This is a genomic window from Methylotuvimicrobium sp. (assembly GCF_050611805.1).
Lineage (GTDB): Bacteria > Pseudomonadota > Gammaproteobacteria > Methylococcales > Methylomonadaceae > Methylotuvimicrobium.
On sequence record NZ_JBNGHF010000003.1, the window covers coordinates 104,885 to 121,448 of the forward strand.

The window sequence follows — 16,564 nt, forward strand, 5'->3', positions numbered from 1 at the left end:
TTTTTGATTAAAAATTACTCCTGGCATATTGCTTGCTTTTATTCAGACTGTGTTAATTAAACAAGCAAAGACCAGAATGAAAAAAATAATCAAAATAGGATTACTCGGCGCAATGTTTGCTCCGACAACATACGCTAACCAAAATGCCCTGACCGACATGGATTTTCACAATTCCAGTTCGGAAAAAATCAAACTAGGACAATTCCTCTTCTATGACAAAATATTATCCGGAAATCTCAATATCTCATGCGCTTCTTGCCACCACCCAATGGCTGGCACAGGCGACGGTTTGGCTTTGTCGGTCGGCGAAGGAGGCAAAGGATTAGGAGTCACGCGAGATACCGGTAGCGGCATCGACGCAATTCATGAGCGGGTGCCAAGAAATGCACCTCATTTATTCAACCTGGGCGCAAAAGAATTCGTCACCATGTTTCATGACGGGCGTTTAACAGCAAACCCTAATTACCCCTCTGGCTTCGACTCCCCGGCCGGTGACGCTTTACCTCCAGGCTTGGATCATTCTCTTGCAGCTCAAGCCATGTTTCCAGTGACTTCAACCACTGAGATGGCTGGGCAAGCCGGAGAAAACCCTGTGAGCGATGCCGCAACTGCAGATAACTTTACGGAAGTATGGAGACTGTTGACGGCTCGGGTGATGGCAATCGACGAATATCGCGATTTAATTCACCAAGCCTATCCTGGCCTCGCCGATCAGGATGTAACCTTTGTCCATATCGCCAATGCTATCGGTGCTTTCGAAGCGACTGCATTTCGTGCCGACAACAGCCGTTATGACCAATACTTAAGAGGCGAATACAGCCCCTCCTCTTCGGAAAAAAAGGGGTATAAAATTTTCAAAGACAACTGCATGTCTTGTCACAGCGGCCCTCTACAAACCGATCACCAATTTCACGCTCTGGGAATTCCACAAATTGGCCCGGGAAAAGGCGACGGGTTATTCGGTTACGACGACTTCGGTCGTGAACGCGTTACCGGAAACAATGACGATAGATATCGTTTCCGAACCCCTACCCTGCGAAACGTAGCCATTACCGGACCTTGGGGTCATGATGGCGCGTATGACACATTAGAAGGAATGATTAGACATCACCTTAACCCTGAACAAAGCCTGGATAACTACGATATCAGCCAAGCCCGTCTACCGCCTCGGGACGACTTGAATGAAATCGACGGCGTCATCCACAGCGATGAAATCAGCCGAGCAGAGTTAAAGGCCAGAATCGAACTTCAGCCGGTTAACCTGACCGACCAGGAAATCGTCTATTTACTCGATTTCCTGAATGCACTAACCGACAGTGCTAGTTTGGATATGCGCAATACAGTGCCCTATCGAGTACCGAGCGGCTTACCAGTAGCCGATTAGTGATACCCCCCAATATCGCTGCATCTGTTGATGCACTACGAAGACGCCGCCGTCTGTGCCGGCGCATTGCTCTAGCTGTATTTGATCTCGTTCGGCGAATCGGGCTCCCGACGGACAAATAAATGCCACTGATAAGCCGTATCGCTGCCGGCCACCCAAAAAAGCCGAACCCGTTGGTGTAGAGCCTCAATCGACAGTGATCCTCGACAGGTATCTCGTAGCGTCAGCCGTTGTCAAGCCGATTCCGGCTTTTGCACGGCCCATTCTTGGACTTGAATGGCTTGCGCTAGGCTTTGGTAGCGGCTCTGCCTTTGACATACTTGCATTCCTACAAATTATGATTTCCGGAACGCAATATACCTTTCGTACGTCAAATTTCGGCAGTGCCTAAGGAGGCGCCGGGAAGTTCTGCAAAGGCTTTGCCAGCATTAAGCTGGCAAAGCCTGCATGGACGTTTCACGACGTACTTTGACGAGCACCCCGGTGCCGAATTTTGATCTACGATGGGTATAAATCTTGAAACTTTCCGATAAACGAATCTAAGTATTGGCAAAACGAGAAGAGTATTTTGTCATTTTGAATCCCGTTGAGTGTTTCCTTAGTTGAGTGGTTTGTAAATCATCCTGTTGCCCTGTTCTCATCACTCTGATGAGAATGGATGCATTATATTCTCTATAATTTTCTAATACTTAAATATGATAAAGTCGAATTAGTTACTTGGATTCTTTTCTTTGGACAAGCAAAGACAAAATCGCCTGTAGCGATTTTGAACAGCTTTAGGTGGCCTGCAGGGCGAAACCCAGGGATTGGATTTCGCAGCAGTATCGCAGATGTCGATCCGCGAACCGACTCCACATAAGCGTCGCGATAGCGACACAAAACCTTTTTCAGATTTCAAATAGGCTGAAGCTTATACATATACATAATCAGGATCGCATAAGAAAAACCAAGGATAAATGGACCTAACTCGTTATTTGAATCAAAAAGCGCTATAAATGTCATATTGATGATATCAATCGATCGTCATCGCCTAATAATAACGACAAAAGGAGTTTCTCATGGATCTTTTCGATTATGCCGATGAATTCGGCCCCGCCAAGATCATCCATCTCTACGAACCTTCCGTCGGCTTGAAAGGCATACTGGTCGTCGACAATGTCGCGATGGGGCCTTCGATCGGCGGCGTGCGTATCGCGCCCGACGTCAGCGTCGATGAATGCTTTCGGCTCGCCAGGGCGATGACCTTCAAAAATGCCGCTGCCGGACTGCCTCATGGCGGCGGTAAAATGGTCATCTACGGCGACCCGAAGATGCCGAAGGAGCGCAAACAACAACTGATGCGCGCTGCCGCCGCTTCGCTGCGCAACGAAGAGTCCTATATTTTCGGCCCCGACATGGGCACGAATGAAGAATGCATGGCTTGGGTCAGAGACGAAATCGGCCGGTCCGTCGGTCTTCCGAGGGAACTCGGCGGAATTCCGCTCGACGAGATCGGCGCGACCGGTTGGGGCTTGCTGCATGCGACCGAAGCCGCTTTGCATTACCTGAATTCTTCGCTGACCAATGCGAAAGTCGTGATTCAGGGCTTCGGATCGGTCGGCAAGCATGCCGCGCGGTTCTTGGCCGAACGCGGTGCAAAAATCATTGCCGCGAACGATAGCCGCGGCACGACATTCAATCCGCAAGGTCTCGATATCGCCGCACTATTCAAACTCAAGGAAGCAGGCAAAAGCGTGGCCGACTACCCCGAAGGACAGCGTCTGGAGCGCGACGAGATCGTCGATATCGAATGCGATATCTGGATTCCGGCGGCGCGTCCCGACGTGATCAACGAGAACAATGTTCACCGCCTGAAGACTCGTCTGATCGTCGAAGGCGCGAACATACCGATCACGCATGGTGCCGAAAAAATGTTGTTCGAAAAAGGCGTGCTCTGCATTCCCGATTTCATCGCCAATGCCGGCGGCGTAATCTGCGCCGCGATGGAATATCATGGCGCGACCGCCGCGTCGGCATCGGAGACCATCGAAGAAAAAATCAGCCACAACACCGAAAAGTTGCTGAGCATCGTTCGGGCGAAAAACATTCTGCCGCGAGAGGCCGCGATACAAATGGCGGCCGAGCGCATCAACAAAGCGATGTCGCTCAGACGCTGGTCGCTGTTTTCATCGGCCCCTCATTTCATCTAGCGTCTATCCGGGAGGCGTCCATGTTCAATATCCGATTTCACGGGCGCGGCGGCCAGGGTATCAAGACGGCCGGCAGGCTGCTCGGGACAGCCTTTTTCCTAGAAGGCTATGAAGTTCAGGACGCCCCGCGATACGGCGCCGAACGACGAGGCGCGCCGATGTCAGCCTATGTGCGCGCCGATCGAAAGCCGATCAATGCCCGCGGCATCATCACGCATCCTGACCTAGTCGTCGTCGTCGACGACAGCTTGATACCGGTGCCCGCAGCCGGTGTGCTGGCGGGCATTCGACCCGATACGGTCTTGCTGATCGCCAGCCACGAAGACGATGCGGTCTGGCGCAGCCGGCTGAATCTTAAGAGTCCAATTTTAACGATCAAACCGTCAGAGGGTGCCGATCCGGCCTCGGTAAGCGCGGCTTGCGCCGGCGCGTCGGCACGATTGACCGGAGTGATCCGTAAGGAAAATTTGATCGAGGCACTCGAAGACGAACTCGGGAAACTCGGCCCGGCCTTGTTGAAAGCCAATCTCGACACCGTATTGCAGGGTTTCGAATCGATGAGCGCTCATCAAGGCCTCGTCCGGCAGAGCGAAGCGATCGCATTGATCGACTATCAGAAACCCGAATGGATAAACCTGCCCTTGGAGGCTTCCGAACTGGCTTCAGCGACGATACAAGGCGCACAAACCAGCGTGCAGGTCAGAACCGGCTTATGGCGCACGCAACGGCCGGTTGTTCATTACGAGGATTGCCATCGCTGCTGGTGGGTGTGCAGCAGTTTTTGTCCCGACAGCGCGATCTCGGTCAATGAAGAAGGGTTCCCGGTCATCGACTACGAGCATTGCAAAGGCTGCATGATCTGCGTTGCGCAATGCCCATCGCATGCGATCGTAGCGATTCCGGAATCCGAAGCCCAACGGCTCGAACGGCAAGGAGAACAACGATGAACCGAAAACTGTTGACCGGCAATGCCGCCGCCGCTTGGGGCGCGCGTCTGGCCGGTATCGATTACGTCCCGGCCTTCCCAATCACGCCGCAGACCGAGATCATCGAGACGCTGTCCGGATGGTTCGAGAGCGGCGAACTTCAAGGCAGAATGACCGTACTCGAATCCGAACATTCGATGATCACGGCGGCCGGAGCCGCCGCCGCGACCGGCGTCCGCGTGTTTACAGCGACTTCGAGCCAGGGCCTGTTGCATGCGATGGAAATGATCTACACGGTGACCGGTTGGCGCGCGCCGTTCGTGCTGGTCAACGTGTCGCGCGGCCTGAGCAGCCCGATCACGCTCGAGCCCGATCACAACGACGTGCTGGCCGCACGCGACAGCGGTTTTCTACAGATCCATTGCGCCAACTGCCAGGAAGTGCTCGATACCATGTTAATCGCTTACCGATTGGCCGAACACCAAAGCATCCGCCTGCCGATCATCGTCAATCTGGACGGTTTCTACTTGTCTTTCACGCGGGAACCGGTCGAAATTCCGGATCAAAGCGAGGCCCGGGAATTCGTCGGCGAATTCGACCCCGGACAAATCAAGTTCCGCGCCAGCATGCCGGAAAGCCAGGCAGTCGCGGTATTGGGCGGCTCGCCCTATTCTTATTTCCGATACGAAACCCATCTGGCGATGCTCGAGGCGCTAAACGTCTATCCCGAAATCGCCGACGAGTTCAACGCACGTTTCGGCCGTTTTCACGGTCTGTTGGAATGCTTCGAATGCGACGACGCCGATTATCTGTTCGTGATGATGGGCTGTTTCGCGACCAAGGCCAAAGACGCCGTACTCAGGCTTCGCGAGGCCGGCATCAAAATCGGCCTGCTCCGCCCTCGCCTGATCCGGCCGTTTCCCAGTGCAGCGATCGCGGCCGCGGTCTCCGAAAAAAAAGCGCTCGCGGTCATCGATCAAAATCTGTCGATCGGCAAAGGCGGCATATTGCATGCCGAAATTGCTTCTGTATTGTACGGTACAGGCCAAGCTCCGCCTATTCTCGCGAGCTTCATCGGCGGTCTCGGCGGCCGCGATATTTCTCAGGAAGAATTCTTCGAAATCGCCCAAACCCTGATCAACGCGTCCGAAACCGGAGAAACGCCGCCTCCCAGGCTTTTATATACGGCCCGTGAGTTCAAGGAATTGAAAAATCTCAGAGCGATAGCCCAAGTCGAAAGACAGCAGTTGAAGGAGAATCAGCCATGACCGACACTCGATTCGCACGAATGAAAGACCTGCCTTCGACACATTGGCTGGGCGCAGGTACACCGATGTGCGCCGGTTGCGGCGGACTGCAGGCGCTGCATCAAATCTACGACATCCTCGGCAACAAGACCGTCTTCGTCAATGCAGCCGGTTGCATGACGCTGCTCTCGATCTACCCGTTTACGCCATTTCGCGGTTCCTGGCTCTATACCGCGATGGGCTCCGCTCCGGCCGGTGCTCAAGGCATTCGCGACGCACTCGACATTCTGCTGGAACAGAAACACATACCGCCCGAAGAAGACCTCACGACGGTCGTGCTGAGCGGCGACGGTTCGGCCTACGGCATGGGTGTTTCGGCGACGTCGGGCGCGATCGACCGAGGCCTCGATTTTCTCTATATCTGCTACGACAACGAAGGCTACGGCAATACCGGCCAGCAATTCTCGGCCGGCACGCCGCACGGCGCGAAGACCTCGACTAGCAAGGGCCCTAGAGGCTATCCGGGCTATAAAAAGGATTTGTTTGCATTGTGGGCCGCGAACAAACCGGCCTATGTCGCGACCGTGATCGGCGCGGAACCGCTGGATCTCGCGCGAAAAATCGAGAAGGCGACTCAATTGAAAGGTCCAAGACTGATTATCGCGCTGTCGCCGTGTCCGACCGGCTGGGATTTCGACCCGAAGGAAAGCACCGAAATCGGCAGACTGGCGGTCAAGACCGGCGTCTGGCCGCTCAAGGAATACCAAGACGGCCGCGTCTCGCATACCAAAATACCGAAGGAGCGCTTGCCGGTCGAAGATTATCTGAAAGTCCAGGGACGGTTCGCGCATCTGTTCGAACCGGTCCGAAACGAAGCGATGCTCGCCGAAATCCAACAGCGGATCGACGATTATTGGGCCGATGTGGTTTAGGCAAAAACTGAAGTTTTTGTACTCCTTGACGAGCGGATGATGCGGAATCGAACGAATGCACTCTAAGTTAAGCTATTTTCATCGGGGCGGCGAAAGTCCGTTGCTCGGGCATACGATACCCGACTATTTCGCCGAAATCGCCGCCCGTTTCCCGGATCGTGAAGCGGTCGTGTCGATCCCACAAGATCGGCGCCTGAACTACGCCGAATTGTCCGAGCAAATCGACGAACTGGCGCGCGGCCTGATCGGTCTCGGCTTCGGCAAAGGATCGAGGGTCGGTATTTGGTCGACCAATAATCTTGAATGGCTGATATTGCAGATGGCCACGGCCCGGATCGGCGCGATCCTGGTCAACATCAATCCGGCCTACCGTCTGCACGAACTCGACTATGTGCTGCAAAACTCGCAGTTGCAATGTCTGTTCACGATGCCGGCCTTCAAATCGAGCGATTATGTCGGCATGCTGGCGCAACTGCTGCCCGCGCTCGAAACCGACACCGCCGACCGCTTCAATCCCACGAAACTGCCGGTGCTGCGCCGCATCGTCATTTACGACCCAACACATCCGATGCAAACCGAACGCCCCGGCAGCGGTTTCACGACCTGGCAGGAAGTCATCGAGATAGGGCAAGACGTCGAAGATCTCGAACTGATCACCGCCGCACTCGACCGCGACGACCCGATCAACATTCAATACACGTCGGGAACGACCGGATTTCCGAAACCGGTCTTGCTCAGCCACCACAACATCCTGAACAACGCCTGGTTTTCGGCGCAGGCCATGCATTTCAGCGAGCGCGACCGGCTGTGCATACCGGTGCCGTTTTACCACTGTTTCGGCATGGTGCTCGCGAATCTGCTGTGCCTGTCGGTCGGCGCGGCCGCCGTGATCGCCTGCGAACATTTCGACGCTGGACAAGTCCTGAGCGCGATCGAACAAGAACGGTGCACTGCGGTTCATGGCGTTCCGACGATGTTCATCGCGATGCTCGAACATCCCGACTTCGGGCATTTCCGACTCGACTCGCTCCGCACCGGCATCATGGCCGGCGCGCCCTGCCCGCCTTCGTTGATGCAACGCGTCATGCACGACATGCATTGCCCCGAGATACTGATCGGTTACGGCGAAACCGAAGCCTCCCCAATCACGCATCTGACCTCACGCGACGACAGTCTGGAAAGGCGCACTAAAACGGTCGGGAAAAACCTGCCGCATCAGGAGGTCAAGATCATCGATATTGCCGGCGAGCAAACGGTTCCACTGGAACAGATCGGCGAAGTCTGTTTTCGCGGCTACCATATCATGCTCGGCTATGCGAACGACTCGAAAGCGACCGCCGAAGCGATCAACGCTAACGGTTGGCTGCATTCGGGCGACCTCGGCAGCATGGATGCCGACGGCTATGTCCGTATCACCGGACGCTTAAAGGAAATGATCATCCGCGGCGGCGAAAACATCTACCCGCGCGAAATCGAGGACTTCATCTTTACCCATCCGAAAGTCGCCGCGGTGGCCGTGTTCGGCATACCGGACGAATTCTACGGAGAAGAGGTCGTTGCCTGGATTCGGCTTCATGCCGATACCGAATGCAGCGCTAACGAGATTCGCGAATTTTGTCGCGACAAACTCGCGCATTTCAAGATCCCGAAACTGATCGAATTCGTCGAATCGTTTCCGATGACCGTGACCGGCAAGCTGCAGAAATTCAGGATGCGGGAAATGACCGTTGAAAAGCAGAAAAACTCAGCCCCTCGAAAACCGGCTTGATCTTTCAGAATTGACCCGGCTGTATACGGCGTCGATACTCTGTCTATCCTGATTAATTACTTGCTGTAACCGATATCAAACTAACGTTCATAAAGGCATGGCAATCGCCCCGGCAAATGAAAGGTAGGGAGGTCGATCGCGCCGTTACGTGTACGTCGTTTCGAAGCACCTAAAGCCTACCCGAACAAGGTAATTTTATCGGCATCGTAGGCAACCTCAACTTTCTGCCGTTGACTCGCACATTGCACCAGTCTTTCCAACAGAACCCGAACCTGCCGGCCATCAAGCTCACCGTGCCTCTCAGCGGCTGGCTCATGCCGGCGGTACGCTTGAGCGATCACGCCTCTTTTTATGACGAAGGCTACCGGGCCGTCATGATCACCGATACCGCCTTTTACCGCAATCCGAACTATCACCGAAGTTCAGATACGATGGAGACGCTGGATTACCGGTTCATGGTGGAGCTTGTTCAGAGTTTGGTGAATTTTTTTGCCGGTGGGCATGCCGAATGATTCTGTTTCTTTATTTCAGATCTGATTTCTGCTTTGGGCGAATAACGCAAAGCTTTGCGGCAACTTCGGAGCCGCGAAGCGCTGAAAAAATTGTCCGGTAACAGCGGCTGGTTATTCATTATTCGTAGTGGCTCCAAAGCCGGAGAACTTTAACCACCCGTTCGTCTTCAAGTACCTGGTACACCAGGCGGTGTTGAATATTGATCCGCCGTGAATGGGCCCCCGCAAGATCACCAATGAGCCTCTCAAACGGAGGCGGCTTCCGATACGGGTCTTCTGCGATCAGTGCCAGCAATTCCTGGGCTTTTGGCTTCAGCCCCCTGGATGCCAACTTTTTTGCATCTTTCTGGGCTTGCTTGGTGAAAACCAACTTCCATGTCACCAGTCCAGTTCCCCATCGCACTCATCGACAGAGGCACCCATCCCCTCACGAATAGACTCCCGCATACCCGGTACAGAAAGCAGGTAAAGAGTTTCCTGAATTGCAGACCAGTCTTCTTCGGACACCAAGACAGCTTTATTCCGCTTACCCATGATGACAATCGGCTGGTGAGATTCGGCAGCTTCATCAATCAACCGATAAAGGTTGCTGCGCGCCTCAGTTGCTGTGATTCCGGTCATGACGCACCTCTGGCGTATTCAAAATGTCACTAGTGTACGCCTTATAAAACGTACGTCAATACGGACGCTTTGCATAACGCCCGCATTTGCGGCTGGTTTGGAGCGCAGCGGAAAACCAGTCCGACAACATGCGCTTGTTATGAGTAGGTTCGCTCATGCGCCAATTTATATTCTTTGAACGTATTGTAAGGAAACTCGCCTTCACGGTGCTCCTTAAAGCTTTTTTCGGACATTAAATCCCTGATTTTTTCCATTTGCCGTAATATGCAAATGGATAATAACTTCAATTTAACCTCAAAATTGAGTGTTTCCAATTTTGGTTTTTCAAACGTATTGACTTGTGTACATTCGGTGATTGAAACCAGTATCTTATGCTGTTGCTCTTGATTACGCTTGATGGACCACTTGTACTCTCCGGGCTCATCGTGCCACATAAATTCAGTTTCGTTAGCTCCTTCTAGTAACTCAATCATGCTGTTGAGAAGTACTTCAATTGGGTTTTCGAAAATGTGTGTAGGCCCCATTTCATAGACCTTCCCCTCAACAAATATTAAACAGGTGCTCCACCCGTGATTCTCAAGGAAATAGAAAAAATCAATGTCGTCAGGATACCTCATTGTGTATTCCGTGTGAGCTCATAATCGCGGCGCTCACCAGCGGAGTGGGCGGCAAGCTGTAAGCTTGACTGCTGCGCAGTCTGGTGAAGTGCCTTGTTCCGGCGCAAGGCGACGGGACAAGGCCGAACGAAGTGAGCGCCGCGATTCCCGGCGGCGAAGCCGCCGGGAACAATTGATTATCTGGATCTGCATATCTTATGCACTAATTCTATTTTTTGAGTCATATCTTTCAGAAAGCCTTTTACGCTAAACGGGATAACATGATTATTTTAAAGATAAACAGATTCGGATAACTCCGGTGATCTGAAATTTTTGGATACCGACATCGAAACGGATGGATCATCAACTACTTATTCATCTATTTTCGTCATTCAGACTCCACCCGCCGCTTCCCAAACCCCGTTTGGGAAGCTTTTAACCATCATGCTCTCTTTATAATTCCAACTCCCTGCGCTCGGCTCTTTGTTTCAAGCGTCTTTCCAGTTCGTCGACCATTTCGACAGCTTCGGCCATTTCCAGAGAAAGGGCTTCTTGTACGATTTGGGAAAGTTCCTGGTATTCCATTTCTGTGATATGCGCACGCGCCTCGGCGGAGATATGTTGCTTGAATGCCTCGACGACTTTTTGGGCTAATTGTTCATTATGACTTTTCATCGCTGACTCCTTGGTTTATGACTATGCTAGCTGTGTCGATTCTAGCAGTATTGACGCCCCTTGGGCGAAAACATTGTACGCTTTCGTTTCAACGGCAACGGCTCGTTAATACCTCTTTATTCTAAGACATTTGAAATCAATGAATCCAAAATCGAAAGACAAACATATCGTGGTTTTAACCGGAGCCGGAATCAGCGCAGAAAGCGGTTTGAGCACCTTTCGCGACACCGGCGGTCTATGGGAGCAGCATTCTGTCGAAGAAGTCGCAACGCCTTGGGCCTGGCGCGTCGATCCGGGCAAGGTCCTGAAATTTTATAACGAAAGGCGGCACCAGGTCCGGCACGCCGAACCCAATGCCGCTCATTATGCGCTAGCGAATTTGGCGAAGCGGTTCAGAGTCAGCATCATCACGCAGAACATCGACGATCTGCACGAACGGGCCGGTTCGACTGATGTGCTGCATCTGCACGGCGAAATAATGAAAGCCCGGAGCACGGTCGATCCCAAGCTAATCTATGACCTCGAAGGCAGGGACATCGAGCTCGGCGACGAGTGCGCCAAGGGCAGCCAATTGAGGCCTCACGTCGTCTGGTTTTACGAGGATGTCCCGGAATTCGAGAAGGCCGCGAAGATCACCGAAAAGGCCGATCTGCTGCTGGTCGTCGGCACGTCGCTGGCCGTCTATCCTGCGGCCTCTTTAGTCGAATATGTCAGACCGGACACCCCAGTTATCGTCATCGCGCCGGAACTGGAAGCGGTGCCGAAAGGCGTCACCTGGTTCAAGGATAAGGCCGCGGTTAAATTGCCCGAACTGGTGCGGCAATGGCTCGATGAAGGCTTGTAGTTGTCATGCCGCCGTATCCGCATTTCCAAAAAACTAAAGAACTATTTGCATCTTTTCTCGGGTTGCTTCTTCGTTAGATGGCGGTGAAGGCGGTTTGGTTTCCATGGCAATCTCCGGGGCATGACAATGAATGGAAAAAATAATTGGGGTTAAAGAAAAAATAGCGCCTGCAAATCAAGGCCGATCAATCAGATCCTTGGCGTCTCCACGCTTCATGATGTCGTAAACGATATCGAAAAATGCGCCCATGGTTTGCTTATCTTTCAACAGCACCCTGGCCAAATCATTATGCGATTTCATCGCGTCAACCGTTGCCGCCCGAACAACCCGAGGCAAATCGCCTTGCAATGCCTGCTCTTTGGTGTTGTTTTCCACCTGCTCCGTCACGCGATTATTTCTCATCGCAATATCGACAATCTGGGAGGTAAAGTGCCGTTGCCCCACATCGCCGGAAATATCGCCGAACAACTCATTCATCCGAGCAATGATTTGACTGATAAACTCTTTTTCCCTGTCGCTCGGCCCCGCTTCATTCGGCTTGATCGGTTTTAGCAGATATTTTTCGCCTTCCTCATCGACTTTTTGTTCGGCACGGATTTGATAGTTTGCCAGGACCAGCCCGGTCAGATCGATCTGTTCGGGGGCGATGCCCGCCAGGCGTTTACTGTAAATCTTCGCGAACGCGGCGAAATTTTCCAGTTCCGCATCGTCGACAATGTAGTTGTAGATTCGCACCAAGCGCCCCAGATCGGTTTTGAAACGCATCAAGCCTTCCCGCTCTATGGCGAATTCGCTGCGCTGAGATTCCGCGTATTCCCGCGCTTTTTTATCGCCTTCCGCTACCGCCTTGTCGATCGCGGCATCCCATTTTTCGATGGCGTCCGACAATATTTTCAATTTGCTGTTGAAGACGTCCGTGGGCCGCTGGGTCGCGCTATAGAGCTTTTTATGCAGGCTTTCGTCCGTTTCCCTGCCCGGAACCGCTTTGCCTCTGGCCTTTTTGAAAACTTCAAGGTCTTCGAATTGGTAAATGCCCGCATTGTCCAATAGCGCCTTCGCGTCATAGACGACATTGCAATCTTGAACGGACTCCAATTCCGCGCCGTCGTCGTATTGCTTGAAGGCGTCCAGAATGGTTTACGGGTCGTTGACGAAATCGATGATATAAGTCACGTCCTTGCCCGGATAGGTCCAGTTGAGGCGATTCAGCGTTTGCACCGCTTCGACGCCGCTGACTTTCTTACCCAAATACATAACCACCAGCTTCGGCTGATTAAAACCGGTCTGATATTTATTGGCGACGATCATCACCCGATATTCGGAAGGCTCGAATTCCTGACGCAAGTCTCCCGTGGCATCGGGATTGAGATTGTATTCGGTGTATTCTTTTTCGATATCGATACCGAGGAAATCCTTCTCGTCGTCTTTGCCGAACGATTGGCTTTCCACCTTGCCGGAGAATGCGACCAAGGCTTTGATATGCTGGAGATTGTGTTGTTTGATGTATCGATCGAAAGCCAATTTATATTTGACCGCCTGCGCTCGCCCGCCGGTGACCACCATGGCTTTTGCCTCGCCGTTCAAAAGCCCCGCAATATTCCGGGTGAAATGATCGATGATGAACTCCACTTTCTGAGAAACGATCGTCGGATGGATTAAAGTGGACCCCAGGTCATCGACTATTTTCCAGATGAAGTTGGAAAGGGTCGTGCTGTCGCTGGTTTTAATACTATCCATTAGATCGTTATTTTTCTTAATCGCTCGATGTCGGTCGAATGCCGTTCACTATTTCCGGCACGCACAAAAAATGCTATCTCACCGAATTGCCGGTTTTTTAACGGACTGTCAAAAATGAACCGGCTTTTTCAACCACGATGGGCACAGCCTGCCGCTAGCGGTAGGCCTTCAAACCGGGTCGTCATTCTAACATCGTCACACTGGATCGTACGGACTATCTTATACGCTGTTCAGATCTTCAAGAAGAAAGCGCTCACCGGCCGCGCGTGACCGCCGAAATTTCATGTGCGTTTGTTGCCGCCGACACCTGTCAATTGAGCAATCAAGCCCTATATAAGATAGGGAAGTTATTTATGACTGAATCCTTACAGCTTGGGTTAGAGCGCACCGCCGCAACTCGAACCTTGGCCCGCGGTACAGCCGAAACAATGATCGGCCACTTGTATCGGCGCCGAACCCAGGTCTTCAGACAACAAATCGCCGATATGAACCGGATTTTTGCCGCCCAGCGGCAAATCCAACATTTGATTGAAATCGCAGTCATAGACGAAACCTTGCCAATCGATGCTCAACAAGCTTTTGCACATGACCTTGCTCAGGTTTTCCGGTCGATAGGCGTCCTTGAGCAATCGCAGATAGTCGTCAAAGACTTGTCGGCTATCGGTTTCATGCTTTCCGCCCGCCATCAGTACCGCACCGAAACGTTGTATCGGCATGTTGGTAATGGCCAATAAGCGGTTGAATACAATACCGAATTCGCTGCCCAAATGGTCGCGATATTGCTGTTCTAGCGCTTGCTGCGGCGGCGGGAGCACCGGGCCCTGAGGGTTAAATACCAAATTCAGCTCCAAGCCGCTGTCCGGGCGTCCGTAACCGAGTTCATTGAGTCGCTTGAGCGCGGCAATCGAGGACGAAAACACTCCTTTGCCGCGCTGCGCATCGACGTTATCGCCGATATAGCAAGGCAAGGACGCGATAATTTCGACCTGCTGTTCGGCCAGGAATTCGGCGGCCCATTCGTAACCCGGCTCGACCAAAATGGTCGGATTGCAGCGGTCGATGACGTGCAGACCTTGCCGCCTCGCAGTCTCAACCAGCCAGCGAAAATCCGGGTTCATTTCCGGCGAACCGCCGGTCAGATCCAAGATCTGTATGCTTTGTTTTTCGGCGAATTTCAACGCATTTGCCATGACTTCGCGCGTCATCAGTTCGGTACGCTTCGGCCCCGCGTTGACATGACAGTGGACGCAGCTCAGATTACAGAGATAGCCCAGGTTCATCTGCAGCGTCGTCAACTGCGCTCTGCGCAAAGCGGGAAATTCGCTTTTGAGCAATAACGGCTTGCTGTTATACATAAGGCCCCTCATCGAGTGTCGTCAACTCAGGCGTCAACCCATACAAAAAACGCATCAGTTGAACCTGTTCCGGTACCGGCGAAGCCAGTGCTTGCAGTGCTTTATGTAAGACAAGTAAATCGGACGATTCGTCAACATCTTGCAGCACTCGTAGCGTTTGCACCTCGCCCCATTGTTTGACGGCATTGAAAAACTGCGCGCCGGTATCGGCGGTGCTATATTCGACATCGGTCCACCAAGGCCCCAGCAGTGAACAATTGCCGCCGAACAGCCAAAAGCCGCCGTCGAGACTCGGCCCGTACGCAAACCGAGCTTGCTCTTCGTGCTCAAGCCAACTTGAAGCTTGCTGCAAATCGGTAACGGTCATTTGCGGAATATCGGCCCCTACCAACATAACAAAATCATGATTTTCTATTAAATGCTCATAAACATGACGCATGCGCTCGCCCAAACCGCCCTCGCCTTGCCAGAGACACGGCATGCCCCGCCAAATTCCGTTCGTCGCCGCGATTTCTTCGGCCACGGCATAATAGCCTTGAAGCTCGCATGATTGTTCCGCCTGCTTGATGACGGCAACCGTTGACCGAGCCGCCTGCCAATGAAATTGCTCTGCCCTGTCGGTTCCCAGTTTGACCGCCAAGCGTGTTTTGATCGGCGATAGCCCCGGAGTTTTGACGAATAAGGCAATCGCACCGCGTGCGGCCATCAGCAACACGCCGCGCCGGAAGTTAGATTGGAACTGCTGTTCGGCGGTGCGCAGTCGAACAGACCGAAATGCACGCTTTTGTCGCCCAAGAGCTCGAAATGACGGCCGTAGCGGCTGCCGTCGAGCATGTCGGCAGTGTTGCCGCACACGCGCAACGGCCTTCCGGTTTCGAAATGGTGATGATCGTCAAGATCGAAAAAGTGCGGATGGCCTGCGATCGTGCCTCGGTAAGTCGCGACTTGCCCGAAATCTTCGCAGCGGTCTTCGAGCCGCAGTTTGAATGCCCGTATCGTGACCGAACGAAAACCGATCATGCCGATTTTGGCATGCACCTCGTCATCATCGATGTCGATCGGGCTTTCGCTGACGATTCGCACATCGGGACATCCCAGATCCTGCAAGGCGCGGCGAAAATCCTCCCAATAAAACGCCCCGGCCAGACACTCGCCGAGCAATACCGGTTCCAACTTGAGTTGTTCGGGGATGCGCCGGTCGGCATAAACATCGGAAAAATACAATTCGCCGCCGGGTTTGAGTACGCGGAAAATTTCCGACAGCACGCGCCTCTTGTCCGGCGACAAGTTGACGACGCAATTCGACACGACCACGTCGATCGAATTATCGGCGATACCGAGCGAGGCCAAATCCTCGATATAACCCTGTCTGAATTCGACATTCGAACGTGCATAACCGTAACGTTCGGCATGCCAATCACGATATGTTCGCGCGATACCGAGCTGTTCATCGGTCATATCGACGCCGATAACCTGCCCGTTTTCGCCGACCAAACGGGACAACAAATAACAGTCGCGCCCGGTCCCGCATCCCAAATCCAAGACCGTGCGGCCTTCTAGCGCCGGCGGCAGCGGCGAACCGCAGCCGTAAAATCGCTCGACGACTTCGGGATGGACATCCTTGAGTAAAGATCGCAAATGCTTTGGAAAAGCATCGGCCGTGCAACAAGCACTGGTTTTCAAATCCTGGCTCGAATTGAGCACTTTGCCGTAATAGTTTTTTATCGAATCGGTTATCGCGGTTTCGTTCATGGCGGTTTCGAGTGTTAGCGTTTTTG

17 protein-coding genes are annotated in these 16,564 nt (G+C 52.9%); 8 read left to right on the plus strand and 9 right to left on the minus strand.

Annotation, left to right across the window (positions count from 1 at the left end; all coding sequences use genetic code 11):
• The first annotated feature begins 76 nt into the window (after positions 1-76).
• From ACRJJO_RS02745 to ACRJJO_RS02775, 7 genes are all read left to right on the plus strand, one after another.
• Positions 77-1,384, plus strand: a complete 1,308-nt coding sequence (locus ACRJJO_RS02745) for a cytochrome-c peroxidase (RefSeq protein ID WP_431064409.1) — start codon at positions 77-79, stop codon at positions 1,382-1,384.
• Positions 1,385-2,442: 1,058 nt separating this feature from the next.
• Complete coding sequence (locus ACRJJO_RS02750; RefSeq protein ID WP_431064410.1) at positions 2,443-3,573, plus strand: Glu/Leu/Phe/Val family dehydrogenase; 1,131 nt, start codon at positions 2,443-2,445, stop codon at positions 3,571-3,573.
• 20 nt (positions 3,574-3,593) lie between these two features.
• Positions 3,594-4,520 carry a 2-oxoacid:acceptor oxidoreductase family protein gene (locus ACRJJO_RS02755; protein WP_431064411.1) on the plus strand — a complete coding sequence of 309 codons (927 nt, stop codon included), beginning with the start codon at positions 3,594-3,596 and terminating at the stop codon, positions 4,518-4,520.
• Complete coding sequence (locus ACRJJO_RS02760) at positions 4,517-5,767, plus strand: hypothetical protein (RefSeq protein WP_431064412.1); 1,251 nt, start codon at positions 4,517-4,519, stop codon at positions 5,765-5,767. Before ACRJJO_RS02755 ends, ACRJJO_RS02760 begins: the two co-directional genes overlap by 4 nt.
• The gene (locus ACRJJO_RS02765) at positions 5,764-6,678 is read left to right on the plus strand and encodes a thiamine pyrophosphate-dependent enzyme (protein WP_431064413.1); all 915 of its coding nucleotides are present in this window, start codon (positions 5,764-5,766) and stop codon (positions 6,676-6,678) included. The genes ACRJJO_RS02760 and ACRJJO_RS02765 overlap by 4 nt, the downstream gene beginning before the upstream one ends.
• A 55-nt stretch (positions 6,679-6,733) precedes the next feature.
• Positions 6,734-8,446 carry an AMP-binding protein gene (locus ACRJJO_RS02770; RefSeq protein ID WP_431064414.1) on the plus strand — a complete coding sequence of 571 codons (1,713 nt, stop codon included), beginning with the start codon at positions 6,734-6,736 and terminating at the stop codon, positions 8,444-8,446.
• Between the two features lie 230 nt (positions 8,447-8,676).
• Complete coding sequence (locus tag ACRJJO_RS02775) at positions 8,677-8,958, plus strand: M28 family peptidase (protein ID WP_431064415.1); 282 nt, start codon at positions 8,677-8,679, stop codon at positions 8,956-8,958.
• 118 nt (positions 8,959-9,076) lie between these two features.
• On the opposite strand, the gene ACRJJO_RS02780 is transcribed toward ACRJJO_RS02775, so the two are convergent.
• The 4 genes from ACRJJO_RS02780 to ACRJJO_RS02795 all read right to left on the minus strand — a co-directional run bounded on the left by ACRJJO_RS02780 (position 9,077) and on the right by ACRJJO_RS02795 (position 10,850).
• The gene (locus ACRJJO_RS02780; RefSeq protein ID WP_431064416.1) at positions 9,077-9,340 is read right to left on the minus strand and encodes a Txe/YoeB family addiction module toxin; all 264 of its coding nucleotides are present in this window, start codon (positions 9,338-9,340) and stop codon (positions 9,077-9,079) included.
• On the minus strand, positions 9,337-9,579 hold the full coding sequence (locus tag ACRJJO_RS02785) for a type II toxin-antitoxin system Phd/YefM family antitoxin (RefSeq protein WP_431064417.1): 243 nt from the start codon (positions 9,577-9,579) through the stop codon (positions 9,337-9,339). Before ACRJJO_RS02785 ends, ACRJJO_RS02780 begins: the two co-directional genes overlap by 4 nt.
• 137 nt (positions 9,580-9,716) lie before the next feature.
• The gene (locus ACRJJO_RS02790; protein WP_431064418.1) at positions 9,717-10,196 is read right to left on the minus strand and encodes a hypothetical protein; all 480 of its coding nucleotides are present in this window, start codon (positions 10,194-10,196) and stop codon (positions 9,717-9,719) included.
• A 432-nt stretch (positions 10,197-10,628) separates the two neighbouring features.
• Positions 10,629-10,850: a hypothetical protein gene (locus ACRJJO_RS02795; protein ID WP_431064419.1), complete on the minus strand. Its 222-nt coding sequence runs from the start codon at positions 10,848-10,850 to the stop codon at positions 10,629-10,631.
• Positions 10,851-10,989: 139 nt separating this feature from the next.
• Here ACRJJO_RS02795 and ACRJJO_RS02800 point away from each other — a divergent pair, with 139 nt between their 5' ends.
• Positions 10,990-11,694 (plus strand): SIR2 family NAD-dependent protein deacylase, encoded by a 705-nt coding sequence (locus ACRJJO_RS02800; RefSeq protein WP_431064420.1) that lies wholly within the window; start codon positions 10,990-10,992, stop codon positions 11,692-11,694.
• Positions 11,695-11,868: 174 nt separating this feature from the next.
• On the opposite strand, the gene ACRJJO_RS02805 is transcribed toward ACRJJO_RS02800, so the two are convergent.
• The 5 genes from ACRJJO_RS02805 to ACRJJO_RS02825 form a co-directional block, all read right to left on the minus strand.
• Positions 11,869-12,789 carry a hypothetical protein gene (locus ACRJJO_RS02805; protein WP_431064421.1) on the minus strand — a complete coding sequence of 307 codons (921 nt, stop codon included), beginning with the start codon at positions 12,787-12,789 and terminating at the stop codon, positions 11,869-11,871.
• A gap of 42 nt (positions 12,790-12,831) precedes the next feature.
• Positions 12,832-13,431 (minus strand): type I restriction enzyme subunit R domain-containing protein, encoded by a 600-nt coding sequence (locus ACRJJO_RS02810; protein WP_431064422.1) that lies wholly within the window; start codon positions 13,429-13,431, stop codon positions 12,832-12,834.
• 377 nt (positions 13,432-13,808) lie between these two features.
• Positions 13,809-14,786 (minus strand): arsenosugar biosynthesis radical SAM (seleno)protein ArsS, encoded by a 978-nt coding sequence (arsS, locus tag ACRJJO_RS02815; protein ID WP_431064423.1) that lies wholly within the window; start codon positions 14,784-14,786, stop codon positions 13,809-13,811.
• Positions 14,779-15,492, minus strand: coding sequence for a TIGR04282 family arsenosugar biosynthesis glycosyltransferase (locus tag ACRJJO_RS02820; RefSeq protein ID WP_431064424.1), 714 nt, complete (start codon positions 15,490-15,492; stop codon positions 14,779-14,781). The genes arsS and ACRJJO_RS02820 overlap by 8 nt, the downstream gene beginning before the upstream one ends.
• Positions 15,492-16,538, minus strand: a complete 1,047-nt coding sequence (locus ACRJJO_RS02825; RefSeq protein ID WP_431064477.1) for a methyltransferase domain-containing protein — start codon at positions 16,536-16,538, stop codon at positions 15,492-15,494. Before ACRJJO_RS02825 ends, ACRJJO_RS02820 begins: the two co-directional genes overlap by 1 nt.
• Positions 16,539-16,564: the final 26 nt, after the last annotated feature.

What these genes read in the sequence shown, in the direction of transcription:
- ACRJJO_RS02745 (WP_431064409.1), top strand. Translation starts at nt 77, where the DNA reads ATGAAAAAAATAATCAAAATAGGATTACTCGGCGCAATGTTTGCTCCG.
- ACRJJO_RS02760 (WP_431064412.1), top strand. Translation starts at nt 4,517, where the DNA reads ATGAACCGAAAACTGTTGACCGGCAATGCCGCCGCCGCTTGGGGCGCG.
- ACRJJO_RS02770 (WP_431064414.1), top strand. Translation starts at nt 6,734, where the DNA reads ATGCACTCTAAGTTAAGCTATTTTCATCGGGGCGGCGAAAGTCCGTTG.
- ACRJJO_RS02795 (WP_431064419.1), bottom strand. Translation starts at nt 10,850, where the DNA reads ATGAAAAGTCATAATGAACAATTAGCCCAAAAAGTCGTCGAGGCATTC.
- arsS (WP_431064423.1), bottom strand. Translation starts at nt 14,786, where the DNA reads ATGTATAACAGCAAGCCGTTATTGCTCAAAAGCGAATTTCCCGCTTTG.
- ACRJJO_RS02825 (WP_431064477.1), bottom strand. Translation starts at nt 16,538, where the DNA reads ATGAACGAAACCGCGATAACCGATTCGATAAAAAACTATTACGGCAAA.
- ACRJJO_RS02765 (WP_431064413.1), top strand. Translation starts at nt 5,764, where the DNA reads ATGACCGACACTCGATTCGCACGAATGAAAGACCTGCCTTCGACACAT.
- ACRJJO_RS02785 (WP_431064417.1), bottom strand. Translation starts at nt 9,579, where the DNA reads ATGACCGGAATCACAGCAACTGAGGCGCGCAGCAACCTTTATCGGTTG.
- ACRJJO_RS02820 (WP_431064424.1), bottom strand. Translation starts at nt 15,492, where the DNA reads ATGGCCGCACGCGGTGCGATTGCCTTATTCGTCAAAACTCCGGGGCTA.
- ACRJJO_RS02810 (WP_431064422.1), bottom strand. Translation starts at nt 13,431, where the DNA reads ATGGATAGTATTAAAACCAGCGACAGCACGACCCTTTCCAACTTCATC.
- ACRJJO_RS02755 (WP_431064411.1), top strand. Translation starts at nt 3,594, where the DNA reads ATGTTCAATATCCGATTTCACGGGCGCGGCGGCCAGGGTATCAAGACG.
- ACRJJO_RS02790 (WP_431064418.1), bottom strand. Translation starts at nt 10,196, where the DNA reads ATGAGGTATCCTGACGACATTGATTTTTTCTATTTCCTTGAGAATCAC.
- ACRJJO_RS02750 (WP_431064410.1), top strand. Translation starts at nt 2,443, where the DNA reads ATGGATCTTTTCGATTATGCCGATGAATTCGGCCCCGCCAAGATCATC.
- ACRJJO_RS02800 (WP_431064420.1), top strand. Translation starts at nt 10,990, where the DNA reads ATGAATCCAAAATCGAAAGACAAACATATCGTGGTTTTAACCGGAGCC.